Annotated in this window: 23 protein-coding genes and 1 pseudogene; 10 read left to right on the top strand and 14 right to left on the bottom strand. The window is 52.2% G+C overall.

The features are described 5' to 3' along the window. Positions 1-49 precede the first annotated feature (49 nt). Genes dxs through xseB form a run of 3 tightly spaced genes read right to left on the bottom strand, consistent with a single transcriptional unit; the run spans position 50 to position 3079 of the window. Positions 50-1912, bottom strand: coding sequence for a 1-deoxy-D-xylulose-5-phosphate synthase (dxs, locus tag FDW98_RS03525; protein WP_096758082.1), 1863 nt, complete (start codon positions 1910-1912; stop codon positions 50-52). A gap of 24 nt (positions 1913-1936) precedes the next feature. Continuing rightward, positions 1937-2836 carry a (2E,6E)-farnesyl diphosphate synthase gene (ispA, locus tag FDW98_RS03520; protein ID WP_096758081.1) on the bottom strand — a complete coding sequence of 300 codons (900 nt, stop codon included), beginning with the start codon at positions 2834-2836 and terminating at the stop codon, positions 1937-1939. Then, complete coding sequence (gene xseB / locus FDW98_RS03515; protein ID WP_096759458.1) at positions 2837-3079, bottom strand: exodeoxyribonuclease VII small subunit; 243 nt, start codon at positions 3077-3079, stop codon at positions 2837-2839. A 194-nt stretch (positions 3080-3273) separates the two neighbouring features. Here xseB and thiI point away from each other — a divergent pair, with 194 nt between their 5' ends. Next, positions 3274-4722 (top strand): tRNA uracil 4-sulfurtransferase ThiI, encoded by a 1449-nt coding sequence (thiI, locus tag FDW98_RS03510; protein ID WP_096758080.1) that lies wholly within the window; start codon positions 3274-3276, stop codon positions 4720-4722. Positions 4723-4822: 100 nt separating this feature from the next. Here thiI and FDW98_RS03500 read toward each other — a convergent pair whose 3' ends face one another. The 3 genes from FDW98_RS03500 to panE are packed head-to-tail and all read right to left on the bottom strand — an operon-like array spanning position 4823 to position 7402. Further along, a complete protein-coding gene (locus tag FDW98_RS03500) occupies positions 4823-5905 on the bottom strand; it encodes a hypothetical protein (RefSeq protein ID WP_096758079.1) in 1083 nt (360 codons plus the stop codon). Positions 5906-5937: 32 nt separating this feature from the next. Continuing rightward, a complete protein-coding gene (gene yajL / locus FDW98_RS03495) occupies positions 5938-6528 on the bottom strand; it encodes a protein deglycase YajL (RefSeq protein WP_096758078.1) in 591 nt (196 codons plus the stop codon). Beyond that, a complete protein-coding gene (gene panE / locus FDW98_RS03490) occupies positions 6491-7402 on the bottom strand; it encodes a 2-dehydropantoate 2-reductase (protein WP_096758077.1) in 912 nt (303 codons plus the stop codon). The genes yajL and panE overlap by 38 nt, the downstream gene beginning before the upstream one ends. A 174-nt stretch (positions 7403-7576) precedes the next feature. On the opposite strand from panE, the gene FDW98_RS03485 reads away from it, so the two are divergent. Continuing rightward, positions 7577-8068: a YajQ family cyclic di-GMP-binding protein gene (locus tag FDW98_RS03485; protein ID WP_096758076.1), complete on the top strand. Its 492-nt coding sequence runs from the start codon at positions 7577-7579 to the stop codon at positions 8066-8068. A 94-nt stretch (positions 8069-8162) separates the two neighbouring features. Here the strand turns inward: FDW98_RS03485 and FDW98_RS03480 are convergent, their stop codons facing one another. Further along, positions 8163-9527, bottom strand: coding sequence for an MFS transporter (locus FDW98_RS03480; protein WP_096758075.1), 1365 nt, complete (start codon positions 9525-9527; stop codon positions 8163-8165). A 182-nt stretch (positions 9528-9709) separates the two neighbouring features. On the opposite strand from FDW98_RS03480, the pseudogene FDW98_RS03475 reads away from it, so the two are divergent. Beyond that, positions 9710-9820: pseudogene (locus FDW98_RS03475) on the top strand (type VI secretion system tube protein Hcp); the annotation flags it as partial. A 4-nt stretch (positions 9821-9824) separates the two neighbouring features. Beyond that, positions 9825-10184, top strand: a complete 360-nt coding sequence (locus tag FDW98_RS03470) for a DUF1493 family protein (protein ID WP_096758074.1) — start codon at positions 9825-9827, stop codon at positions 10182-10184. A gap of 94 nt (positions 10185-10278) precedes the next feature. Here FDW98_RS03470 and cyoE read toward each other — a convergent pair whose 3' ends face one another. The 7 genes from cyoE to FDW98_RS03430 all read right to left on the bottom strand — a co-directional run bounded on the left by cyoE (position 10279) and on the right by FDW98_RS03430 (position 17896). Continuing rightward, complete coding sequence (gene cyoE / locus FDW98_RS03465; RefSeq protein WP_096758073.1) at positions 10279-11169, bottom strand: heme o synthase; 891 nt, start codon at positions 11167-11169, stop codon at positions 10279-10281. 11 nt (positions 11170-11180) lie between these two features. Continuing rightward, positions 11181-11510 (bottom strand): cytochrome o ubiquinol oxidase subunit IV, encoded by a 330-nt coding sequence (locus FDW98_RS03460; protein WP_096758072.1) that lies wholly within the window; start codon positions 11508-11510, stop codon positions 11181-11183. Beyond that, positions 11510-12124, bottom strand: coding sequence for a cytochrome o ubiquinol oxidase subunit III (locus FDW98_RS03455; protein ID WP_096758071.1), 615 nt, complete (start codon positions 12122-12124; stop codon positions 11510-11512). Before FDW98_RS03455 ends, FDW98_RS03460 begins: the two co-directional genes overlap by 1 nt. Further along, positions 12114-14105, bottom strand: coding sequence for a cytochrome o ubiquinol oxidase subunit I (gene cyoB, locus FDW98_RS03450; protein WP_096758070.1), 1992 nt, complete (start codon positions 14103-14105; stop codon positions 12114-12116). The genes FDW98_RS03455 and cyoB overlap by 11 nt, the downstream gene beginning before the upstream one ends. Positions 14106-14116: 11 nt before the next feature. Continuing rightward, positions 14117-15073, bottom strand: a complete 957-nt coding sequence (cyoA, locus tag FDW98_RS03445) for a cytochrome o ubiquinol oxidase subunit II (protein ID WP_096758069.1) — start codon at positions 15071-15073, stop codon at positions 14117-14119. A gap of 725 nt (positions 15074-15798) precedes the next feature. Beyond that, a complete protein-coding gene (gene ampG / locus FDW98_RS03435) occupies positions 15799-17274 on the bottom strand; it encodes a muropeptide MFS transporter AmpG (protein ID WP_096758068.1) in 1476 nt (491 codons plus the stop codon). Positions 17275-17317: 43 nt separating this feature from the next. Next, the gene (locus FDW98_RS03430) at positions 17318-17896 is read right to left on the bottom strand and encodes a lipoprotein (RefSeq protein ID WP_096758067.1); all 579 of its coding nucleotides are present in this window, start codon (positions 17894-17896) and stop codon (positions 17318-17320) included. Between the two features lie 307 nt (positions 17897-18203). On the opposite strand from FDW98_RS03430, the gene bolA reads away from it, so the two are divergent. From bolA to hupB, 6 genes are all read left to right on the top strand, one after another. Continuing rightward, positions 18204-18521 (top strand): transcriptional regulator BolA, encoded by a 318-nt coding sequence (gene bolA, locus FDW98_RS03425; protein WP_096758066.1) that lies wholly within the window; start codon positions 18204-18206, stop codon positions 18519-18521. Between the two features lie 346 nt (positions 18522-18867). Continuing rightward, complete coding sequence (gene tig, locus FDW98_RS03420) at positions 18868-20166, top strand: trigger factor (RefSeq protein ID WP_096758065.1); 1299 nt, start codon at positions 18868-18870, stop codon at positions 20164-20166. 247 nt (positions 20167-20413) lie between these two features. Next, positions 20414-21037: an ATP-dependent Clp endopeptidase proteolytic subunit ClpP gene (gene clpP / locus FDW98_RS03415; RefSeq protein ID WP_096758064.1), complete on the top strand. Its 624-nt coding sequence runs from the start codon at positions 20414-20416 to the stop codon at positions 21035-21037. Between the two features lie 251 nt (positions 21038-21288). Next, positions 21289-22563, top strand: a complete 1275-nt coding sequence (gene clpX, locus FDW98_RS03410; RefSeq protein ID WP_096758063.1) for an ATP-dependent protease ATP-binding subunit ClpX — start codon at positions 21289-21291, stop codon at positions 22561-22563. A gap of 187 nt (positions 22564-22750) precedes the next feature. Further along, positions 22751-25105, top strand: a complete 2355-nt coding sequence (lon, locus tag FDW98_RS03405; RefSeq protein ID WP_096758062.1) for an endopeptidase La — start codon at positions 22751-22753, stop codon at positions 25103-25105. 190 nt (positions 25106-25295) lie between these two features. Further along, complete coding sequence (gene hupB, locus FDW98_RS03400) at positions 25296-25586, top strand: nucleoid-associated protein HU-beta (protein WP_219352570.1); 291 nt, start codon at positions 25296-25298, stop codon at positions 25584-25586. Positions 25587-25633: the final 47 nt, after the last annotated feature.

Below are 25633 nucleotides of genomic sequence, written 5' to 3'. Positions count from 1 at the left end.
CTCCTGCTTAGCGTGTTAATCATTAAGCATAGCAGGAGCGGGGAGGGGATTATGCCAGCCAGGCCTTGATTTTGGCCTCAATGCCGGCGGCATCAAGACCGAGATCGGCGCGCGCTTCGTCCTGTGTCCCCTGTGGGATGAAGAAGTCAGGCAGACCAATGTTAAGCACTGGAACCGGCTTACGATGCGCCATCAGCACTTCGTTTACGCCGCTGCCCGCGCCGCCCATAATGGCGTTTTCTTCCAGCGTAACCAGCACCTCGTGGCGGGCTGCCATCTCCAGAATCAACGTTTCGTCCAGCGGTTTGACAAAGCGCATATCGACCAACGTGGCGTTCAGCGATTCCGCAACCTGAGCGGCTTCTGGCATCAGGGTGCCGAAGTTAAGGATTGCCACTTTTGTCCCGTGACGCTTCACGATGCCTTTACCAATAGATAATTTTTCCAGCGGGGTCAGCTCAACACCAACCGCATTACCGCGCGGGTAGCGCACCACGGCCGGGCCGTTAGTGTAGTGATAACCGGTAAACAGCATCTGGCGGCATTCGTTTTCATCGCTCGGGGTCATAATGACCATCTCCGGGATGCAGCGCAGGAAAGAAAGATCGAACGCGCCCTGGTGGGTTTGTCCATCTGCGCCCACGATCCCCGCGCGATCCACGGCGAACAGGACCGGCAGTTTCTGAATGGCGACATCATGCAGCACCTGATCGTAAGCGCGTTGCAGGAAGGTGGAATAAATCGCGACCACCGGCTTATAGCCGCCAATTGCCAGTCCGGCAGCAAAGGTGACCGCGTGCTGCTCGGCAATCGCCACGTCGAAGTAGCGGTCCGGGAATTTACGTGAAAACTCCACCATACCGGAGCCTTCGCGCATGGCCGGGGTGATCGCCATCAGCTTGTTGTCTTTGGCCGCCGTTTCACATAACCAGTCGCCGAAGATTTTGGAGTAGCTCGGCAGGCCGCCGCTGCTTTTCGGCAGACATCCGCTGGACGGATCGAATTTGGGTACCGCATGGAACGTGATTGGGTCTTTTTCTGCAGGCTCATAGCCACGACCTTTTTTGGTCATGATGTGCAGGAACTGCGGGCCTTTCAGGTCGCGCATGTTCTTCAGCGTGGTGATCAGTCCCAGCACGTCGTGACCGTCTACCGGGCCGATGTAGTTAAAGCCCAATTCTTCAAACAGCGTACCCGGCACCACCATGCCTTTAATGTGTTCTTCGGTACGTTTAAGTAGCTCTTTTATCGGCGGCACGCCGGAGAAGACTTTCTTCCCGCCTTCACGCAATGAGGAATACAGTTTGCCGGAGAGCAGTTGTGCCAGGTGGTTGTTCAGCGCGCCGACGTTTTCTGAAATCGACATTTCGTTGTCGTTCAGGATAACCAGCATGTCGGGCTTAATATCGCCCGCGTGGTTCATGGCTTCAAACGCCATGCCGGCAGTGATGGCACCGTCGCCAATCACGCAAACGGTACGGCGCTCTTTGCCTTCTTTCTCGGCGGCAACCGCAATGCCAATACCGGCGCTGATGGAGGTGGAGGAGTGTCCGACGCTTAAAACGTCATACTCGCTCTCGCCACGCCAGGGGAACGGATGCAGGCCACCTTTTTGGCGGATAGTGCCGATTTTATCGCGGCGCCCCGTCAGAATTTTGTGCGGGTACGCCTGATGTCCCACATCCCAGATTAACTGGTCAAACGGGGTGTTGTAGACGTAGTGCAGCGCGACGGTCAGCTCCACCGTGCCCAGACCGGAGGCAAAATGCCCGCTGGAACGGCTCACGCTGTCGAGCAAATAGCGGCGCAGTTCGTCGCAAAGCTTGGGCAGGCTCTCTTTTGGCAGCAGGCGTAACTCCTGGGTGGAGTCGACCAGCGCCAGGGTCGGGTATTTGGCTATATCAAAACTCATCGCAAGCTCATCGGATATGTTGGTTTATTTATCACGCTGGATTATGTAGTCCGCTAGCGCTTCCAGTGCCGAGGTATCGAGTGACTGTGCGGCCAGCAGACTGAGCGACTGGCGGGCATCCTCGATTAAATCCCGGGCTTTATTCCGGGCTTGCTCAAGACCCAGAAGAGCAGGATAGGTACTTTTGCCAAGCTGCTGGTCGGCACCCTGACGTTTACCCAATGTTGCAGTATCGCCTACCACATCCAGTATGTCATCCTGAACCTGGAACGCCAGACCGATGCTTTCGGCGTACTTGTCGAGTATCGGCAGGACCTTTCGGCCCTGGTCTCCGGCACTTAATGCCCCCAGACGCACGGCGGCGCGAATCAAGGCCCCGGTTTTATGGCGATGGATTTTCTCCAGCGCCTCCAGCTCAACCTGGAGGCCTTCAGCCGCCAGATCCAGCGCCTGACCGCCGCACATGCCGGCAATACCGCTGGCCTGAGCCAGTTCAGAGATCATGGCGATGCGGTCACGGTCGGCGACCTCCGGCATGGGGGCGTCGCTGATAATGGAAAACGCCAGCGTTTGCAGCGCATCACCCGCTAAAATCGCATTCGCCTCGCCAAACTTAACGTGGCAGGTTGGCAGGCCGCGTCGCAGATCGTCGTCGTCCATCGCGGGTAAATCATCGTGCATCAGAGAATAAGCATGGATGCACTCAACCGCCGCGGCGGGAGCGTCGAGCGTACTCAGGCTGACGCCAAACATCTGACCGGTTGCGTATACCAGGAACGGGCGCAGACGTTTACCGCCTAATAATGCGCCATACTGCATGGTCTCGACCACGGGAGTGTTCTGAAAGGGCAATGGCGCGATAAAACGGCTCAGTGCCTGGTTGGCCTGCTCAACGCAAGCCTGTAGCTGCTGCGTAAAATCCATTTACTCATTATCCGGTGTAAAAGGCGTGAGGGCGGCATCTTCCGTCTCAGACAGCAGGATTTGCACGCGCTGTTCAGCCTGTTGCAACTTAACCTGTCCCTGACGCGCCAGCTGTACGCCACGTTCGAATTCGTTCAGCGCCTCTTCCAGCGGCAGGTCGCCGCTTTCCAGACGGGTAACAATCTGTTCCAGCTCGCTCAGCGCTGTTTCAAAGCTGGCGGGCGCTTCATTTTTCTTCGGCATAATGAATGTCTGACTCTCAATATTTTCAGCCCAAGCCATGGTAACGGACTTCGGGCAATTATCAAATAATGCGCAATGTGCACAGGAAGCTCGCGTAGTGGTATACTTCCGCGCCTGGATGCAGCCGCAGGTATGGGCTGCTGTATTATTCCCCAATACAAGCCTTTGATGCTTGCCAAAGAACCATTGCCGCCATGAAGTTTATCATTAAATTGTTCCCAGAAATCACCATCAAAAGCCAATCTGTGCGTTTGCGCTTTATAAAAATTCTGACAGGGAACATCCGTAACGTTTTAAAACACTATGATGAAGACCTTGCTGTCGTCCGCCACTGGGACCATGTTGAGGTTCGCGCCAAAGATGAAACCCAGCGTCTGGATATTCGTGACGCGCTGACCCGCATTCCGGGTATCCACCATATTCTCGAAGTGGAAGACGTGCCGTTTACCGATATGCACGATATCTTCGAGAAAGCGCTGGTGCAGTACCGTGATCAACTGGAAGGCAAAACCTTCTGCGTGCGCGTGAAGCGCCGTGGTAAGCATGAGTTTAGCTCCATTGAAGTGGAACGTTATGTTGGCGGTGGGCTGAATCAACATATTGAATCCGCGCGCGTGAAGCTGACCAAGCCTGATGTGACCGTCAATCTTGAAATCGAAAACGACCGACTGCTGCTGGTGAAAGGTCGCTACGAAGGTATTGGCGGCTATCCGATTGGCACCCAGGAAGACGTACTGTCGCTGATTTCCGGCGGTTTTGACTCTGGCGTTTCCAGCTATATGCTGATGCGTCGCGGCTGTCGCGTGCACTACTGCTTCTTTAACCTCGGTGGTGCGGCGCACGAAATCGGCGTTCGTCAGGTGGCGCATTACCTGTGGAACCGCTTCGGGAGTTCGCATCGCGTACGTTTTGTCGCCATCAACTTTGAACCGGTGGTGGGTGAGATCCTCGAGAAAGTTGACGATGGCCAGATGGGCGTGGTCCTCAAGCGTATGATGGTTCGCGCGGCGTCTAAAGTGGCCGAGCGCTACGGCGTCCAGGCGCTGGTGACCGGTGAAGCGCTTGGGCAGGTATCCAGCCAGACGCTGACTAACCTGCGTTTGATCGACAACGTCTCCGACACGCTGATCCTGCGTCCGCTGATCTCGCACGATAAAGAACACATCATTAATCTGGCGCGTGAAATTGGTACCGAAGACTTTGCTCGTACCATGCCGGAATACTGCGGTGTGATCTCAAAAAGCCCGACGGTAAAAGCCATTAAAGCGAAGATTGAAGCCGAAGAAGAAAACTTCGATTTTGCCATCCTCGATAAAGTAGTGGAAGAAGCCAATAATATCGATATCCGCGATATCGCCCAGCAGACCGAGCAGGCCGTGGTGGAAGTTGAAACCGTGAGCGGTTTTGGCCCCAACGACGTGATTCTGGATATCCGCTCTGTGGATGAACAGGATGATAAGCCGCTGAAAGTGGAAGGCGTGGACGTGGTTTCGCTGCCGTTCTACAAGCTGAGTACCCACTTTGGCGATTTGGACCAGAATAAAACCTGGCTGCTGTGGTGTGAACGCGGTGTGATGAGCCGCCTGCAGGCGCTGTATCTGCGCGAGCAGGGTTTTGCAAACGTGAAGGTGTATCGCCCGTAGTGACTTCTGCCTGATGGCGCTGCGCTTATCAGGCCTACAAACTGTACGTCTTTGTAGGCCTGATAAGGTGTTTACACCGCCATCCGGCAATATCACGATATTATTCAAAACGCACGGGAAGCGTCTTCCTGTTCGATTCCCAGATACCCTGATAGACACCGTCTTTCAATTCCAGCGTCATCTTCTCTTGCGCCTGTTCTGCGTCAGAGGTCTTCAGTTCATAATATTGATTGTTGGCGGTGTCGCACTTGCCGGTTAATTCAATCGGTGCGCCAAATTTCTGGTAGAAGTAAGCCCCTTCAAAATAATCACCGTATTTGCAGTCCACCTTCAACACAATACGCAGGCTTTTTCCCAGCGTGCCGTACATCACCTTGCCGTCGATGCCGGGCGCGGGCTCAACCGGTGTTGTACCCTTTGCGCCAGTCAGATACTGGCCGTATGGCGTGAACTGATTATGCAGATCTGCGGTCGGGATTTTTGTTGTGAAATCGCCCAGTTCATCACCCGCGCGGTTGGCGTGGTTGCTACAGCGTCCGTTCAGGAAAGCCAGATGATCTTTTTGCAGGGAGAATTTGTCGATGTAGTACAACCCGTCGGTGTAGGTGGCGCATGAGGCGTAGAAGTCGTCATAGCCCAAATCTTCACCGTCTTCCTCTTTTATTGGCTCCGACTTTTGTGATTTCTGTGCGGCAACAAAGACATCGATTTGGCTGCGGATATCTTTTCTGATACGCGTGTTTAATTCAGCCATCGTGGCGCGGGAAAAGAGATCGTTGAGGGTAATTGCTGCGCCGTTGGCTAAATCGAAGCTTATTGGCACATTGTACGACTCGCAATAGGCCCCGCAGCCTTCGATAAACATGTTAAGGGTCAGAACCTTGGCATCGCGATACTCAACCGTATAGTCAAGGTTTGCGGTGGCATTCATCTCTGATTTCGCAAACTTATTCACTGTCGCCTGCGGATTATTACCCGGTAACTGATTAATGAAGCTTGCGAAAATATAATCGTTAATGCGTTTTGCAACCTGCGGGTTATCCGTTGAGGAAAACCATGGCACGCGATACTGCATTTCAGTGCTATTGGGATAACGGTACTCAAGGCTCTTAATTTCAAGCTGGGTTGCGGCGGTGGTGCTGGAAAGGAGCAGTAAAACCACTCCGCTCAGATATCCTTTCATAACGGTTCCTTTTAGAGGGAGTGGCCTAAGTGTTACTCGTAGTAGTTATAAATGCCTGCGGGCATCACCAGTTGTGACGCCACTTCATGAGCCTTTTCGCGACTGACCAGCAGATCAATGATTTTTAAGCCAAAATCAATCGATGTTCCTGGCCCCTGGCTGGTCAGCAGGTTGACGCGCGGATCCCAGACGACGCGTTTGTCCTGCCATTGTTCAGCGGGGATTTTGTCTTTCAGCGCCGGGAAGCCGGTCATATTGCCGATGGGGAAAATGTCATGCGGAACCAGCACGGTGGCGGCTGCGGCACATATCGCTGCCACAATACGCCCGGAGCGATGAAACTGTTTAACGGTTTCAATCAGCAGCGGGCTGTCGCGAAAACATTCTGCGCCTTTAATGCCGCCGGGCAGCACGATAATGTCGTAATCGCCGTCGGCGACTTCAACCAGCGGTGCATCCGCCAGCAACTTGACGCCGCGCGAGCAGACAATCGTCAGGTCGCCATCGCTGGCTACGCTGGCGGTTGTCACCTGGATCCCGCCTCGAACCAGCAGATCGATAGTGGTGACCGCTTCGGTCTCTTCACTACCAGGGGCGAGACATACCAGTGCTTGAGCGCTCATATTCACTTTCCTTTCGCTTTACCATTTCAAACAGGTGGGCATTTTCCGGGACGGCGATGCCGTGCGCACGCGCGCGTTTCAACAAATAACCGGTAATGTAGTCAATCTCCGTATGGCGCAGAGCACGAATGTCCTGCAGCATGGATGAGATATTTTCTGCCGTACTGTCAATTACTTGCTCAACATAATAGCGTAAATCATCCACGGATGTATGGTGGCCTTCGCGTTCGATAACCGCCGCCACTTCCTCGCATATCTGCGCTATTTTTTCAGGATGCTGGCGTAACTCACCGTTTTGGCAGTTCCACAGCGCGGTGAGTGGGTTAATGACGCAATTCACTGCCAGCTTGCGCCACAGTTCCGCGCGGATGTTGTCGTGCCAGGCAACGTCAGGCAGCACCTCTTGCAGGATCTCAGCCAGATAACTGAAATCGCCATCCTGTTCACGCGCCGGGCCGATGCGCGTTGTTCCTTTCGCCACATGGATTATGACGTTGCCATCACGGCGAGCGGCCTGCGTGGTGGTGCCTATCAACAGTGGTTGCGTAATGCTTTGCAGCTCATCAATGGTGCCCATTCCGTTGTGAATCAACAGAATTGGGGTGGTCTTTGGCAGAATAGTTGCCAGGCTTTTTACCGCATCAGAAACCTGCCAGGCTTTCAGCGTCACCAGTAACAGATCGCTTTTTGCCAAAAAGTCGGGATCGTTTGCCGTCAGGGATTCATTAAAAACTGACCCATCCGTGTCAATCAAATTCACGCTGCAATAAGGTTGTGGCACGCGTAGCCACCCTTGAACCTCATGTCCATGTTTGCATAGCGCGGTAAGCCAAAGCTGCCCTAAGGCTCCGCATCCCAGTACGGTAATTCTCATTCATCCTCCTCACCTGCAACAGCACCAGGTGCTAATCCATATCGTCTGCATCCCATTATTGTTCGCCGCTACCATTGGCACGTACAATTAGGGGATACAGCCTAGTATAGCGCTGTCTGTTGAGTAACTTTGCAGGTATTATGCTTCGCATCAAAAACGAAGGGAGAGGAAAAGATGCCATCTTTCGATATTGTCTCTGAAGTTGATCTTCAGGAAGCGCGTAACGCGGTCGATAACGCGAGCCGCGAAGTGGAGTCACGCTTCGATTTTCGTGGCGTTGAAGCCACTTTTGAGCTGAACGAAGCCAATAAGACCATTAAGGTGCTGAGCGAGTCTGATTTCCAGGTTAATCAGTTGCTGGATATTTTGCGCGCCAAGCTGCTGAAGCGCGGGATTGAAGGGACGTCACTGGACGTACCGGAAACCTTTACCCACAGCGGAAAAACCTGGTTTGTGGAAGCGAAGCTGAAGCAGGGCATTGAAAGCGCGGTACAGAAGAAAATCGTCAAGCTGATTAAAGACAGCAAACTGAAGGTGCAGGCGCAGATTCAGGGCGAAGAAATTCGTGTGACCGGCAAAGCGCGTGACGATCTGCAATCCGTCATGGCGTTGGTGCGTGGCGGCGATCTCGGCCAGCCGTTCCAGTTCAAGAACTTCCGCGACTAAGCCGTTCTGCCTGATGGCGCTACGCTTATCAGGCCTACCGATCGCACACGCTATTTGTAGGCCGGATAAGGCGATAGTCGCCATCCGGCAATCCTCACGCCTGGCTTATCGCCTGCTCAATTTCAAATCGATTGGTCACTTTGCTGTCGATTTTCACATAGGCAGAATGCTCTTTTGCCACAATTAACACCTCACTCACGCCTTCTTTTGCCTGCAGTCGCTGTTTTAGGGTGTCATCTGCGGCGATCTCAGGGGGGATCTCCACGCGCAGGCTGCTGACATACGGCGGCTCTTTCATTGTACTTGCCACCAATAACCACACTGCCGCCAGAAGCGCACCGGCCAGAAATACCGCCTGACCATCAAACATTTCGACTACCCAACCGCCGAGCGAACCGCCAATCGCCACGCCGAGGAACTGGCTGGTGGAGTAAACGCCCATCGCCGTTCCTTTATAACCCGCCGGTGATTCTTTGCTGATGAGCGAGGGGAGAAGTGCTTCCATCAGGTTAAAGGCGAGGAAGAAGAGCTGAACACCTGCAATCAGCCCCCAGAAACGAATGTTAGCGCTCCACAGGACAATCTCAGCAGCCAGGATCAGCACCACACACGACAGGAATACCCGCTTCATCCGGCGTTTTACTTCGGCATAGATGATGAACGGCACCACGGAAACAAAGGACAGCAGCATCGTCACCAGATAAATCTTCCAGTGTTCGGCGGCGGGAAAGCCCGCTTTTGCCAGCTGGCCTGGCAGGGCGACGAAAGTGGACATCAGTAAAATATGCAGGCACATGATGCCAAAATTGAGCTTCAGCAGTTTAGGCTCCGCCAGGACTTTACTGAAGCTGCCTTTGACCATACCCGATTCGCGGTTCAGCACGTGGGTGGTGCTATTGGGAACCACCCAAATGGTCAGCACGATGCCGGTGGTTGCCAGTGCGGCAATCATCCAGAACAGCGCGTGTAATCCCAGCGCGTGGGTAACGATCGGCCCAAGCACCATTGCAATGGCGAAGGTGATACCAAAGCTAACGCCAATAAACGCCATCGCTTTTGTGCGGTTCTGTTCGCGGGTTAAGTCAGACAGCAGCGCCATCACCGCGGCGGCAATCGCCCCGGAACCCTGCAGTGCACGTCCGAGTATAATTCCCCAGATAGAGTCCGAGAGCGCGGCAATCACGCTACCGAAAACGAATATCGCCAGCCCACCGACGATAAGCGGTTTACGACCGATGCGGTCGGAAAGCAAGCCGAAGGGGATCTGGAAAATGGCTTGCGCCAGACCATATATGCCGATGGCAAGCCCGATCAGCGCTTCGCTGGCGCCCTGCAGCGCCATACCATAGGTGGTCAGAACCGGCAGGACCATAAACATGCCAAGCATGCGCAACGAGAATACGGTCCCTAAACCCCAGGTGGCGCGCAACTCACCGGGCGTCATTTTATAATCGTTCATTCCCACCTCTGTTTTAATTTCGCGCCTAGTGTAAAGCGGGGAGAGGATGGGGTAAACCACTACAATATGTGGAGCCGTGAAGAGGTGTAAAAAGCGTTGTTACGATAGCAACTAATTTACATGCAATAATTTCAAGTGTACATTTTTTGTGGTCTTTTTTTACGGAATAAGGAACAGGGAAAATGGCGATTCCGGGCAATATGTGGATGTATGACGATGGCGGCGCGCTGATCAAAGGCGGGTGCGACGTGAAGGGACGAGAAAACAGTATTGAATTTAAGGGGGTTCATCATACTAATGACTATTGCTAATGATGTGCTTTTGATGTTCAGGGAAGAAATACCTGGGTTTTTGGATGAAAACTGGAAGGAGGTTCCCTTAGAACTCGACTCAGAATTGTTTGACGCCCCCGGTGATGATCTCCACAGTGCTCTGGATAGATATGAGAAAGAGTTCAAAGTCGATTTATCATGTGTGAACTGGAAACCTTATTATCCATGGCACAATCTGCCACTATTCACGAGATGGTTCAAAGCTAAGCGGGAAGAAGTGGAAGCAACACGTTTACCGTTAACTGTAAGGATGTTTGCTGAGTCGGCTGAAGCGGGGAAATGGCTGTTTGAAATCTGGACGAATAATAAACTGGAAGATGCCTGATGGGGTTACGTTTATCCGGCCTACAAGCAATGTGCTTTTTGTAGGCCGGATAAGGCGTTAGCCGCCATCCGGCATAGAAGATGTGACGATTAGCTTACCAGACGTAAGTCAGCAGGTTCTGCGAGTTTGGCACCATAAAGTCGACGGACATCATCACGGAAAGCGCGGTGATGGCAATGATGGAGAAACCGAACAGCTTGCGCGCCCAGACTCTGTCATCTTCCACTTTGTACCCACGCAGCGCCATGCCTAACCACCAGACGCTGACCGCAGCCGCCACAACCAGATATTTGTAGCCGGCGTAACCGCCCAGAGACAGCATCAGCGTGGCGATAGCAAAGGCGATGATATACAGCGTGATATGGTTCTTCGCCACCGAAATGCCTTTCACCACCGGCAGTACCGGAATGTTGGCAGCCTGATAATCCTTAAAGCGGAAAATCGCGATTGCGTAAGAGTGCGGCATCTGCCACAGGCTGAAAATCGCCAGCAGAATCAGTGCACCGCTGTCAAAGCTCCCCGTCACGGCGCAGTAGCCAATCACCGGCGGCGCAGCGCCGGAGAGTGAGCCAATCAGCGTACCGTAGACCGAGTGGCGTTTCATGTACAGGCTGTACACGCCAACATAGACCACGAAGCCCATCACCCCCAGCCAGCAGGCCAGAGGGTTCGCGCCAAACCACAGCAGCATAAAGCCAGCAATACCCAGCAAGGTGGCGTATACCAGCGAGACCGCAGGAGAAATCAGACCTTTAACCAGCACACGGTTTTTGGTCCTCTCCATCTTCCTGTCGATATCCCTGTCGATGTAGTTGTTAAATACACAACCCGACGCCACAACCAGTGACACCCCAACCAACGTGTAGATAAACAGGGGATAATCAATGCTGCCTTTAGAGGCCAGCAGGAATCCACCAATCACCGAGATCAGGTTGCCAAAGATGATGCCTGGTTTCGTTACTTGCAGGTATTGCTTAAACATCATAATCGCCGCTCTTAGTGCATCATCATGTTGTAGTTCAGGTTCCACATAATCCAGATGGAGCCCACAACCAGAATGGCGATGATTAGCACAGTAAAGACAAAGGCCGTCATGTTCCAACCTTCATCAGATTTGCTATTCATGTGCAGGAAGCACACCAGGTGAACCAGTATCTGTACCACTGCCATAATGAGGATAGTCCCCAGAATAACGGCAGGAGAGGCAGAACCTGTCATCACCATCCAGAACGGAATGACCGTCAGGATGATAGACAGGATAAAACCTGTCATGTAGGTTTTTACGCTGCCATGGGATGCGCCGCCGCTCACGTTTGAATGACTCATTACATCGCCCCCATCAGATAAACAACAGTGAACACGCAGATCCACACCACATCCAGGAAGTGCCAGAACAGGCTCAGGCACATGATGCGGGTACGGTTAGTGCTGGTCAGGCCGCGACGGGCAACTTGCACCATCAGCACCGCCATCCAGATAAGACCGGAAGTGACGTGCAAACCGTGCGTACCAACCAGCGCGAAGAACGCCGACAGGAAACCGCTACGATCCGGGCCCATATCGTTAACAATCAGGTGGTGGAATTCATAGATTTCCATCCCGATGAATCCGGCACCGAACAAGAAGGTCAACGCCAGCCAGGAAATCACCTGGCTCTTGTTGTTCTTGTACATGGCGATCGCCGCCATGCCGTAAGTAATGGAGCTGAATAACAGCAGGAAGGTCTCTACCAGGACGAACGGCAGCTCAAAAATGTCCTTACCTGTTGGGCCACCTGCGGTGCCGTTCACCAGAACGGCATAGGTTGCAAACAGAATAGAGAACAGAATGCAGTCGCTCATCAGGTAGACCCAAAATCCGAAGATTTTGTTCTGACCTGCATCGTGGTGCCCGTGTTCGTGCGCGTGGGCATTCGCGTGCGCTAAAGTATCAGTTGCCATTTTTCAGCCCTGCCTTAGTAATCTCATCGAAATGCTGATTTTCCAGTTTTTCGACTTCCGGGACCGGCACGTAGTAATCCACGTCTTCATCAAAGCTTTTCACGATCCAGCTGATAATCATGCCTGCGAAGCTTGCAATTGCCAGCCACCAGATATGCCAGATCATGGCGAAACCAAACAGTGTTGCGAAGGCGGTAATGACGATACCGGCGCCGCTGTTCTTCGGCATATGAATCTCTTCATAGTGCGTAGGTTGCTTATACGCTTCGCCTTTTTCTTTCATTTCCCAGAAGGCATCACGCTCGTGAACGTGTGGCACAACGGCAAAGTTGTAGAACGGAGGCGGGGAAGAGGTTGCCCACTCCAGCGTACGACCACCCCACGGGTCACCGGTCAGGTCACGGTTCTGCTCGCGGTCGCGAATAGACACGTAGATCTGAATCAGCTGGCACAGGATACCCAGTGCAATCAGCGCGGCACCGCAGGCGGCAACGACCAGCATCGGATGGAACTGCGGGTCAATCTGCTGGCTGAGACGACGGGTCATACCCATAAAGCCCAGCACATACAGCGGCATAAATGCCACGAAGAAGCCGATGATCCACAACCAGAATGCGCGTTTGCCCCAGGTTTCGTTCAGCGTGTAGCCAAACGCTTTTGGCCACCAGTAGGTCATACCGGCGAAGCAACCAAATACCACGCCGCCGATGATAACGTTGTGGAAGTGCGCAATCAGGAACAGGCTGTTGTGCAGTACGAAGTCCGCACCCGGAACCGCCAGCAGTACGCCGGTCATACCGCCGACTGAGAAGGTCACGATGAAGCCAATCGTCCACAGCATCGCTGAGTGGAATACGATACGGCCTTGATACATGGTGAACAGCCAGTTGAAGATCTTCACCCCGGTCGGGATGGCGATAATCATGGTGGTAATACCGAAGAAGGCGTTAACGTTAGCGCCTGCACCCATGGTGAAGAAGTGGTGCAGCCAAACAACGAACGACAGAACGGTGATACACACGGTTGCCCACACCAGCGAGGTGTAGCCAAACAGGCGTTTACGCGAGAAGGTCGCTGCGATTTCGGAGAACACCCCGAAGACCGGCAGAATCAGAATGTACACTTCCGGATGGCCCCAGGCCCAAATCAGGTTGATGTACATCATCATGTTGCCGCCCATATCGTTGGTAAAGAAATGGGTGCCCAGATAGCGATCCAGGGTTAGCAACGCGACGGTGACCGTCAAGATTGGGAAGGAGGCGATAATCAGGATGTTGGCGCACAGAGATGCCCAGGTAAATACCGGCATCTTGAACATCGTCATACCCGGTGCACGCATCTTGATGATGGTCACAAAGAAGTTGATACCGGTTAAGGTTGTACCGATACCGGACAACTGCACCGCCCATATCCAATAATCAACCCCGACGCTTGGACTGTACTCTATTCCCGAGAGCGGCGGATAGGCCAGCCAGCCGGTCTGTGCGAATTCACCTACGCCCAGAGACAGGTTAACCAGGATAACGCCGACAACGGTGAACCAGAAGCTCAGGTTGTTCAGGAAGGGGAAGGCAACGTCACGTGCGCCGATCTGCAGCGGAACCACCAGGTTCATCAGACCGATAACAAATGGCATGGCGACGAAGAAGATCATGATCACGCCGTGAGCCGTGAAGATCTGGTCGTAGTGGTGAGGTGGCAGGAAGCCCGCTTCACCTGCAGACGCCAGCGCCTGCTGACTACGCATCATGATGGCGTCAGCAAAGCCACGAATCAACATGACGATGGCGACGATGACATACATGATGCCAAGGCGTTTGTGGTCAACCGAAGTCAGCCACTCTTTCCACAGGTAGGTCCACTTACCGAAGTAAGTAATGAGGCCCAGTAAGGCCGCCCCACCGATGATAATGGCAGCGATCGTAACCATGACGATTGGTTCATGGAACGGGACTGCATCCAGTGTCAATTTTCCGAACATCGTATTCTTCCTCAGCCCCTTGAGTTCGCGGATTCCGCGTGGCTCATGTCCATGCCTTCCATTCCTTCGTGTGCGCTGTGCTCACCTTCTGGTTTGGCCATGTCCATGCTCTTACCGTGAGCCATAAATTTGTTAATAACGTCTTTAAACAAATCCGGTTTCACGTTGGAGAAATATTCCACCTGGTTGTATTCGCTTGGTACAGCCACTTTCTCGAACGCTGCCATGTCACTCATGGTGTTCGTGGACTGTTTAGCTTTAGCAACCCATTGGTCGAATTCGGCGCGGTCCTTTGTTGCGATAGCCTTGAACTTCATACCGGAGAAGCCTGGTCCGCTGTAGCTTGCGGAGATACCATCATAAGTACCGGCTTCGTTGGCGATCAGATGCAGTCGAGTCTGCATACCGGCCATGGCATAAATCTGGCTACCCAGACGCGGGATGAAGAAGGAGTTCATCACGGAGTTGGATGTCACTTTGAATTCAACCGGAGTGTTCGCCGGGAAAGCGATTTCATTCACGGTAGCGATACCCTGTTCCGGATAGATGAAGAACCATTTCCAGTCCATGGAAACCACTTCGATGGTAATGGGCTTCTCGTCATGCGCCAGCGGTTTGCTTGGCTCAAGCGCGTGCGTGGTTTTCCAGGTCAGTACGGCAAGGAAAATGATGATTAAGATAGGCACCGTCCAGACCACAGCTTCCACTTTATTGGAGTGTGACCAGTTCGGGCTGTACTTCGCATCTTTATTGCTTGCACGGTACTTCCAGGCAAAACCAACAGCCATCAAGATGGCAGGAATAACGACGATCAACATCAGGCCAAATGCCGTCAGTATCAGTGAACGTTGTTCCAGACCAATCTGTCCTTTAGGGTCAAGCAGCGCAGAATTACAGCCACTGAGTAATGCAGTGCCTGCAATTAATGACAACCATCCCAAACTTTTATTGTATTTCCTGAGTCTCATTTAACGACCTCAATTCCACGGGACCGGGTGGCGTTTAAAGTGTGAGGGCATTTTACGGGAAGGTTACATTACTGTAAACATCATTGGATCTGTGTTACCGGGTTCTGCCGTGCATGTCACATATGTTGCAATATATACCGCGTTGACTTTAAGAACCTGTTGCAACATCACGTTATAACGAAAGCAGGCACGCGGGGGCAGTGCGAAGGGCAATTGGTATAACCAATGCAAAAATAAAACAATTAATTAACAATCGATTATCAATAAAAGGACAATTAGAGAACAAAAAATAGAATGGCGTTGGCTGAATCGAGTAAGGAAAATAGAATTTATAAAAGGCGTCAATAATTTCCAAAATCTATGGCGCACAAAACAACAAATAATATTTTTATTAAGTGTTGTTTATTTAGCCGTTATAATTACGCAGGGTTATTACAACGGCCAAATATGCTCGTCATACTTCAAGCTACGGGTGTGTTGGCAATAACTCGGCCCATCCTGGGCCTCACCCTTACGGGCGCTGTGAACAGCGTTCAAATTCGTTCCCGACGAATTTGTCCTCGCTCACCCCAGTCACTTACTTATGTAAGCTCCTGGGGATTTGCTGCGTCGCCGCGTGATTCGGCCTTTCGGCCTCTCCCCTACGGGGCCAGCGCAAGCGCTGTTCAAAACGCTCACGCCTTTTGTCCCGTAACTCGAATTATTTAGAGCATAAATATGCAACATCACGCCAGACGCGTTTTACGCAGCGCCAGATAATCCAGCAATCCACCGAATACCACACCGCAGACTGCGACCACGACCGCAACTTCAAGCAGTTCCGGCAGGAAGGAGAAGTTAGTGTAGTCCAGGGCGTTCATTGTCAGCAGTAACAGCCAGACCACCAGCAAACAACAGCCCGCCACCAGCGTCATCAATGCCAGGTTGTACGCGCTACGAAACTCCGTGCGCGGGATAAAACTTTCGTTTTGCCAGCTATGTTCCAGCGTCTGGCGACAGACCAGCAACAGAATAAGGCCTGGGATCGCGGCAAAGACGGAGAACAGATAAAACGTGGGCCAACCGTGTGCTTCGACAAACCAACCTGCGACCGGGCCGACATAAACGCGCCCCACAGCGGAAAGCGCGGAGAGCAGGGCAAACTGCGTTGCGGAGAAGGATTTATTGCACAACGTCATCAGCAGAGCGACAAAGGCTGCTGTTCCCATCCCACCGCACAGGTTTTCGAAGAATACTGCCGCACCCATGCTAAACATATGTTTGTCGGTAATGGAGAGCAACCAGTAACCCGCGTTCGATGCGCCCTGCAAAATGCCAAAAATCAGCAATGCGCGAAACAGCGACAGGCGTTGCATCAGGATCCCGCCGTACAGTGCGCCAACAATTGTCGCCAGCAGCCCCAGCGTTTTATTGACCACCCCAACTTCACCGGCGTCAAATCCGACGCCGCGGATTAAAAAGGTGGTGGTCAGGCTCATGGCGAAGGCATCGCCAAGCTTATACAGCACAATCAGCAGCAGGATTAACCAGGCGTTGTTACGGCCAAAGAAATCGCGCAGCGGCGCGGCAACAGCTTGTTCCAGAGTTTTAGGGACCGGAATCGCATCTGTGGGTTCGGGGGCTAACAGGGTGGCGATAATACACGGTATCAGCAGGACCGCCATCAGCCAGTACATGCCCTGCCAGCCAAGCCAGCGATCGGCCATCCACAGCGCCAGGCCACCGGAAACCAGCATCCCTAAGCGGTAGCCGAGCACGCTGATGGCAGCGCCGGTGCCGCGTTCTTCGGCGGGTAAAACATCCGTTTTCCAGGCATCAAAGACGATATCCTGCGACGCTGAGCAAAAGGCGATGACTACCGCCAGTGCTGCCATCCATCGCAACTGCGTGCCGGGCTCCAGAAAACCCATTGCAGCAATAGATATCAGCAGCAAAATCTGTGTGGTCAGCAGCCAGCCGCGACGTCGACCCAAAAACGGCGGCGTGTAGCGGTCCATCACAGGGGACCAGAGAAACTTAAAGACGTAGGCCTGACCGACCAGAGAAAAGAAGCCGATAGTTTTAAGATCGATGTTCTCGACCGTCATCCACGCCTGAAGCGTACCGGAGGTCAGCGCGAGCGGTAAACCGGAAGCAAAACCCAGCATCAGCAGAATTGCTGACTTAGGTTGCTGAAAAATACGTAAGTAGTGACTGGACATGGCGTCTTTAGGCCCGACGTGCGCCGGGCCATAAGGGCAGAAATTAACGTGCGTTCTGCTTGATGAAATCGTGAACGCTGGTGTCCTGAGACATATCAGCGATGGTATCGGTCAGGACGCTGTTAACGGCATCAGCAATATTTTTGTTAGAGGCCTGCAACGCGCCTTCAACAGAATAGCTTGCGCGGTAGTTTTTGGTCATCTTGTTGCCGTTGGCTGCGGTCGCAATAATGGCGATGTCTGCCTTGGTGGCGATGTTATAACGCACGCTACCCTGAGACACGTCGGCGTACAGCTGGCTCACGATGATTTGCAGGTTAACTGCACCGTTTGGACCAATCATATAACCGCGCGCGGTCATCTGTTTTTCCAGCACTTCTTGCAGCAGGAAACGCAGATCGCGGGATGCAGTCAGCGTTACCAGTTGATTGTCGCGGGTGACTTTGGCCAGAGCCTGATCCTGACGCTGATCGGCCCCATTAATGCTGAGGGTCACACCCATCAGGCTAGGGTCCTGCTGCGGCAGGGTAATTTTTGGCGAAACGTCAATGGTGGTCGGTGGCGTTGCGCATCCAGCTAACATAAACAGCGCGACTAACGGAAAGAGGATTTTTTTAAACATGCCAGGGGTTCTCAGTGGATCTACATTTTATGGTTAGAGAAAATTCCCGCCATCATAACATTGCCAGAGACGAGGGGAAGTGGGTAACGCATGTAAATTCATTGCGTTGTCCGTTTATCTACTTTGATGAGACCATAAATGGACTTTTTGCAATAAACCGAACAGTTGAATCAGTGAACTTCATTCGTTTGGCTGAGAAAATCAGATAAACGCTAATTTTTTGTTGCTAAGGTGTAATGGAAACGGTAAAAGCGGCTAGTATTTAAAGGGATGGGTGACATCTCAGCGTTGTCGGAGGAAAAATTTCATGATGATTCGTGAGCAAATAGAAGAAAAATTAAGGGCAGCGTTCCAACCCGTGTTCCTCGAAGTTGTGGATGAAAGCTATCGTCACAATGTTCCGGCAGGTTCTGAAAGCCACTTTAAGGTTGTGCTGGTCAGCGATCGCTTTACAGGTGAACGTTTTCTTAATCGTCATCGGATGATTTACAGTACGTTAACGGCGGAACTCTCCACAACCGTACATGCGTTAGCCCTGCATACCTACACCACCAAGGAGTGGGAAGCGTTGCAGGACACGATTTTTGCATCGCCTCCCTGTCGTGGAGCGGGAAGCATCGCGTAGAAAAACGGATTTGCAACAACCGGCGCTTTTCCAGTATGTTGCTACAGATTATGTGAAAACGGCCTACGGGCCGTTTTGTTTTGTCTGAATTCTGAGTCAGTCGTACAGTATTCAGACAAAAATTAGCCGGGAATTGTGAAAAAAGCCGCAGCAACGCGCGATAACCGTTCTCGACTCATAAAAGTGATGCCGCTATAATGCGCGTCTTATTTTTCGGAATGTCTTCGGGATGATTCTGACGACAGGGAATGTGATTGATTTTGAGAACATCCCGGTTCCGCGAAGCCAACAACCTGTGCTTGCGGAGAAGAGTTGACCGAGCACTGTGATTTTTTGAGGTAACAAGATGCAAGTTTCAGTTGAAACCACTCAAGGCCTTGGCCGCCGTGTAACGATTACTATCGCTGCTGACAGCATCGAAAACGCTGTGAAAAGCGAGCTGGTCAACGTAGCGAAGAAAGTGCGTATTGACGGCTTTCGCAAGGGAAAAGTACCGATGAATGTTGTTGCTCAGCGTTATGGCGCTTCTGTTCGCCAGGACGTTCTGGGCGACCTGATGAGCCGTCACTTCGTTGATGCAATCATCAAAGAAAAAATTAATCCGGCTGGCTCTCCGAACTACGTTCCGGGCGAATACAAACTGGGTGAAGATTTTACTTACGCGGTAGAGTTTGAAGTTTACCCGGAAGTTGAGCTGAAGGGTCTGGACGCAATCGAAGTTGAAAAACCGGTTGTTGAAGTCACCGACGCTGACGTTGACGTCATGCTGGACACCCTGCGTAAGCAGCAGGCGACCTGGAAAGACAAAGACGGCGCTGCTGATGCAGAAGACCGTGTCACCATCGACTTCACCGGTTCTGTAGACGGCGAAGAGTTCGAAGGCGGCAAAGCGTCAGACTTCGTACTGGCAATGGGTCAGGGTCGTATGATCCCAGGCTTCGAAGAAGGCGTTAAAGGTCACAAAGCTGGCGAAGAGTTCACTATCGAAGTGACCTTCCCGGAAGACTACCACGCTGAAAACCTGAAAGGTAAAGCGGCTAAATTCGTTATCAACCTGAAGAAAGTTGAAGAACGTGAACTGCCGGAACTGACTGAAGAATTCATCAAGCGTTTCGGCGTGGAAGATGGTTCTGTTGCCGGTCTGCGTGCTGAAGTGCGTAAAAACATGGAACGCGAGCTGAAAGGCGCCGTGCGTAACCGCGTTAAGTCTCAGGCGATCGAAGGTCTGGTAAAAGCGAATGACATCGACGTTCCTGTTGCCATGATTGACAACGAAATCGACGTTCTGCGTCGTCAGGCTGCGCAGCGTTTCGGTGGCAACGAGAAACAAGCTCTGGAACTGCCGCGTGAACTGTTCGAAGAACAGGCTAAGCGTCGCGTTGTTGTTGGCCTGCTGCTGGGCGAAGTTATTCGTACCAACGAGCTGAAAGCTGACGAAGAACGCGTAAAAGGCCTGATCGAAGAGATGGCTTCTGCTTACGAAGATCCGAAAGAAGTGGTTGAATTCTACAGCAAGAACAAAGAGCTGATGGAAAACATGCGTAACGTCGCTCTGGAAGAGCAGGCTGTTGAAGCGGTTCTGGCGAAGGCAAAAGTGACTGAAAAGGCCACTACCTTCAACGAACTGATGAACCAGCAGGCGTAATTCGTCGCGTTTTTAGCACGAAATTCGCACATAAGCCCGTCACCTTCCGGTGGCGGGTTTTTTTTTGTCACGCATTTTGCATGGGAAGGGTGCGAAAGCAGCGTTTCAGTGTTAGCGTAACAACAAAAGATTGTTATGCTTGAATTATGGCGATGTCGTACCCATTACTGAGGGACTAGCTGATAATCCGTCCATAAGGTTACAATCAGCACAGCAGGTTTTTTCAAATTTTATCCAGGAGACGGAAATGTCATACAGCGGCGAACGAGATAACTTTGCACCCCATATGGCGCTGGTGCCGATGGTCATTGAACAGACCTCACGTGGCGAGCGCTCTTTTGATATCTATTCTCGTCTACTTAAGGAACGCGTCATTTTTCTGACCGGCCAGGTCGAAGACCATATGGCTAACCTGATCGTGGCGCAGATGCTGTTCCTGGAAGCGGAAAACCCAGAAAAAGATATCTACCTGTACATCAACTCCCCGGGTGGGGTAATTACCGCAGGGATGTCTATCTATGACACCATGCAGTTTATTAAGCCGGACGTTAGCACCATTTGTATGGGCCAGGCGTGCTCAATGGGCGCGTTCCTGTTGACTGCAGGGGCAAAAGATAAACGCTTCTGCCTGCCTAACTCTCGCGTCATGATCCACCAGCCTCTGGGCGGTTACCAGGGCCAGGCAACGGATATTGAAATTCATGCCCGTGAAATCCTTAAAGTGAAAGGGCGCATGAATGAACTTATGGCGCATCATACGGGTCAATCGCTTGAGCAGATTGAACGTGACACCGAGCGCGATCGCTTCCTCTCTGCTTCTGAAGCAGTAGAGTACGGTCTGGTCGACTCGATTTTGACCCATCGTAATTGATGCCCAGGACGCAAGTGTGTCGCTATACACTTCATCCTTCACGCTACCTCTTTGTTGGCTGCCAGCGCTCCCCCCAGTTACTTACTTATGTAAGCGCCTGGGGAGTCGCTTAGTTGCCGCCTCGATGTAGCTCGAATGATTTTGTGTATATACTAATGAAGGGCGGCACAACGCTGACAAGCGGCTTGCGCCTGAGAATGGCATTTGCGTCGTCGTGTGCGGCACAAAGAACAAAGAAGAGGTTTTGACTCATGACAGATAAACGCAAAGATGGCTCGGGCAAATTGTTGTACTGCTCTTTTTGCGGCAAAAGCCAGCATGAAGTGCGCAAGCTGATTGCCGGACCATCCGTGTATATCTGCGACGAATGTGTTGATTTATGTAATGACATCATTCGCGAAGAGATTAAGGAAGTCGCACCGCATCGTGAACGCAGTGCGCTGCCGACGCCGCATGAAATTCGCAACCACCTGGACGATTACGTTATCGGTCAGGAGCAGGCGAAGAAAGTGCTGGCGGTCGCGGTATACAACCATTACAAACGTCTGCGCAACGGCGACACCAGCAATGGCGTCGAGTTGGGCAAAAGTAACATCCTGCTGATCGGCCCGACGGGTTCCGGTAAAACGCTGCTGGCTGAAACGCTGGCGCGCTTGCTGGACGTTCCGTTCACTATGGCCGACGCCACCACCCTGACCGAAGCAGGTTATGTGGGTGAGGACGTTGAAAATATCATTCAGAAATTGTTGCAGAAGTGCGATTACGACGTGCAGAAAGCGCAGCGCGGTATTGTCTATATCGATGAGATCGACAAGATTTCGCGTAAATCAGACAACCCGTCCATCACGCGTGATGTTTCCGGCGAAGGCGTACAGCAAGCGCTGTTGAAACTGATCGAAGGTACGGTTGCTGCTGTGCCTCCGCAGGGCGGACGTAAACATCCGCAGCAGGAGTTCTTGCAGGTTGATACCTCTAAGATCCTGTTTATCTGTGGCGGCGCATTTGCCGGTCTGGATAAGGTGATTGCTAACCGTGTTGAAACCGGCTCCGGCATTGGTTTTGGCGCGACGGTAAAAGCCCAGTCTGATAAAGCCAGCGAAGGTGAACTGCTGTCGCAGGTTGAGCCGGAAGATCTGATCAAATTTGGTCTGATCCCTGAGTTCATCGGACGTCTGCCGGTGGTGGCAACGTTGACCGAGCTGAGCGAAGATGCGCTGATCCAAATCCTGAAAGAGCCGAAAAACGCCCTGACCAAGCAGTATCAGGCGTTGTTCAATCTTGAAGGCGTGGATCTGGAATTCCGTGACGAAGCGCTGGATGCTATCGCCAAGAAAGCGATGGCGCGTAAAACCGGTGCTCGTGGTCTGCGTTCTATCGTTGAAGCTGCACTGCTCGACACCATGTACGATCTGCCTTCTATGGAAGACGTCGAAAAAGTGGTTATCGACGAGTCCGTTATCGGTGGTCAGAGCAAGCCATTACTGATTTACGGTAAGCCGGAAGCGCAGCAGGCATCTGGCGAATAATTAACCATTTTATACAATCGGTTAATCAAAAAGGGGGGATTTTATCTCCCCTTTTATTTTTCCGTAAACATGGCGTTGAATGTGTGGGAAACATCCCCATATACTGACATACATGTTAAAGGTGGTAATAAGAAGCACAGCAATGCCACCTGATTACCTGGCGGACACTAAACTAAGAGAGAGCTCTATGAATCCTGAGCGTTCTGAACGCATTGAAATCCCCGTATTGCCGTTGCGCGATGTGGTGGTTTATCCGCACATGGTCATACCCTTATTTGTAGGGCGGGAAAAATCTATCCGTTGTCTGGAAGCGGCCATGGACCATGATAAAAAAATCATGCTGGTCGCACAGAAAGAAGCATCAACGGATGAGCCGGGTGTAAACGATCTTTTCACCGTCGGGACCGTGGCCTCTATTTTGCAGATGCTGAAACTGCCTGACGGCACCGTAAAGGTGCTGGTCGAGGGGTTACAGCGCGCGCGTATTTCTGCGCTGTCTGATAACGGCGAGCATTTCTCTGCGAAAGCGGAGTACCTTGATTCGCCGGCCATTGATGAGCGCGAACAGGAAGTGCTGGTGCGTACCGCAATCAGCCAGTTCGAAGGCTATATCAAGCTGAACAAGAAAATCCCACCAGAAGTGCTGACGTCGCTTAATAGCATTGACGATCCTGCACGTCTGGCGGACACCATCGCTGCGCACATGCCACTAAAACTGGCGGATAAGCAGTCCGTGCTGGAGATGTCAGACGTTAACGAACGTCTGGAATATCTGATGGCAATGATGGAATCTGAAATCGATCTGCTGCAAGTTGAGAAGCGTATTCGCAACCGCGTGAAAAAGCAGATGGAGAAGTCCCAGCGTGAGTACTATCTGAACGAGCAAATGAAAGCCATTCAGAAAGAACTCGGCGAGATGGACGACGCGCCGGATGAAAACGAAGCGCTGAAACGTAAAATCGACGCGGCGAAAATGCCGAAAGAGGCAAAAGAGAAAGCGGAAGCAGAACTGCAGAAGCTGAAAATGATGTCTCCGATGTCGGCAGAAGCGACCGTGGTTCGCGGCTACATCGACTGGATGGTGCAGGTACCGTGGAACGCGCGTAGCAAGGTCAAAAAAGACCTGCGTCAGGCGCAGGAGATCCTCGATACCGATCATTATGGTCTGGAGCGCGTGAAAGACCGCATCCTTGAGTATCTTGCGGTTCAAAGCCGAGTCAACAAAATCAAGGGGCCGATCCTGTGCCTGGTAGGGCCGCCGGGGGTGGGTAAAACCTCTCTGGGGCAGTCCATTGCTAAAGCGACCGGGCGTAAATACATCCGTATGGCGCTGGGTGGCGTGCGTGACGAAGCGGAAATCCGCGGTCACCGCCGGACCTATATCGGTTCAATGCCGGGCAAACTGATCCAGAAAATGGCCAAGGTGGGCGTTAAAAACCCGCTGTTCCTGCTCGATGAGATCGACAAAATGTCTTCCGACATGCGTGGCGATCCGGCTTCCGCACTGCTTGAAGTGCTGGATCCCGAACAGAACGTGGCGTTCAGCGATCACTACCTGGAAGTGGACTACGATCTCAGCGACGTGATGTTTGTTGCGACCTCTAACTCCATGAACATTCCGGCACCGTTGCTGGATCGTATGGAAGTGATCCGTCTGTCCGGTTATACCGAAGACGAGAAGCTGAATATTGCTAAACGCCACCTGCTGCCGAAGCAGATTGAGCGTAACGCGCTGAAAAAAGGTGAACTGACGGTCGACGATAGCGCCATTGTGGGCATTATTCGTTACTACACCCGTGAAGCGGGCGTGCGTAGTCTGGAGCGTGAAATCTCCAAACTGTGCCGCAAAGCGGTGAAACAACTATTGCTTGATAAGTCACTGAAACATATCGAGATCAATGGCGATAACCTGCACGACTACCTGGGTGTGCAGCGCTTTGATTACGGTCGTGCGGACAACGAAAACCGCGTAGGTCAGGTCACTGGTCTGGCGTGGACTGAAGTGGGTGGCGATCTGCTGACCATCGAAACCGCCTGTGTGCCGGGTAAAGGCAAGCTGACCTACACCGGTTCTCTGGGCGAAGTGATGCAGGAATCCATTCAGGCAGCGCTGACCGTGGTACGCGCACGTGCGGAGAAACTGGGTATTAACCCGGACTTCTACGAAAAGCGTGATATTCACGTTCACGTCCCTGAAGGGGCAACGCCGAAAGACGGTCCAAGCGCAGGTATTGCTATGTGTACCGCACTGGTATCGTGCCTGACCGGTAACCCGGTTCGTGCGGATGTTGCCATGACCGGCGAGATCACCCTGCGTGGTCAGGTTTTGCCGATCGGTGGTTTGAAAGAAAAACTGCTGGCAGCACACCGTGGTGGTATCAAAACGGTCTTAATTCCTGATGAAAACAAACGTGACCTGGAAGAGATTCCGGACAACGTTCTCGCCGATCTGGACATCCATCCGGTGAAGCGCATTGAGGAAGTTCTGACTCTGGCACTGCAAAACGAACCTTCAGGTATGCAGGTTGTGACGGCAAAATAGTGACCTCGCGCAAAGAGCGTCAATAAAAACAGGGCTGGCAGGTCATTTCGGGCTTGCCAGCCTTTTTTTGTATAGCTAATTTAGATGACGGATTAGGCTTGCCATCATTAACGGGTGTTGTAAGGGCATGGCAGGCCTGATATAACTGCTGCGCGTTCGCACTTTGAAGGATTCAGGTGCGATATAAATTATAAAGAGGAAGAGAAGAGTGAATAAATCTCAACTGATCGACAAAATTGCTGCAGGGGCTGATATCTCTAAAGCTGCGGCTGGACGTGCGTTAGATGCAATTATTGCTTCTGTTACCGAATCCCTGAAAGAAGGTGATGACGTAGCGCTGGTAGGTTTTGGTACTTTTGCCGTTAAAGAGCGTGCTGCCCGTACTGGTCGCAACCCGCAAACTGGTAAAGAGATCACTATCGCCGCGGCTAAAGTACCGGGTTTCCGTGCAGGTAAAGCACTGAAAGACGCGGTAAACTAAGTGATTCCCCCTTTGGGGATGTGACTAAGTACAAGGGCGCATCAACA

It is taken from the genome of Citrobacter sp. wls711, assembly GCF_005281055.1.
Taxonomy (GTDB): domain Bacteria; phylum Pseudomonadota; class Gammaproteobacteria; order Enterobacterales; family Enterobacteriaceae; genus Citrobacter; species Citrobacter gillenii.
The sequence above is the reverse complement of the archived record's forward strand: the minus strand, read 5'-3'. Positions and strand labels throughout refer to the sequence as shown.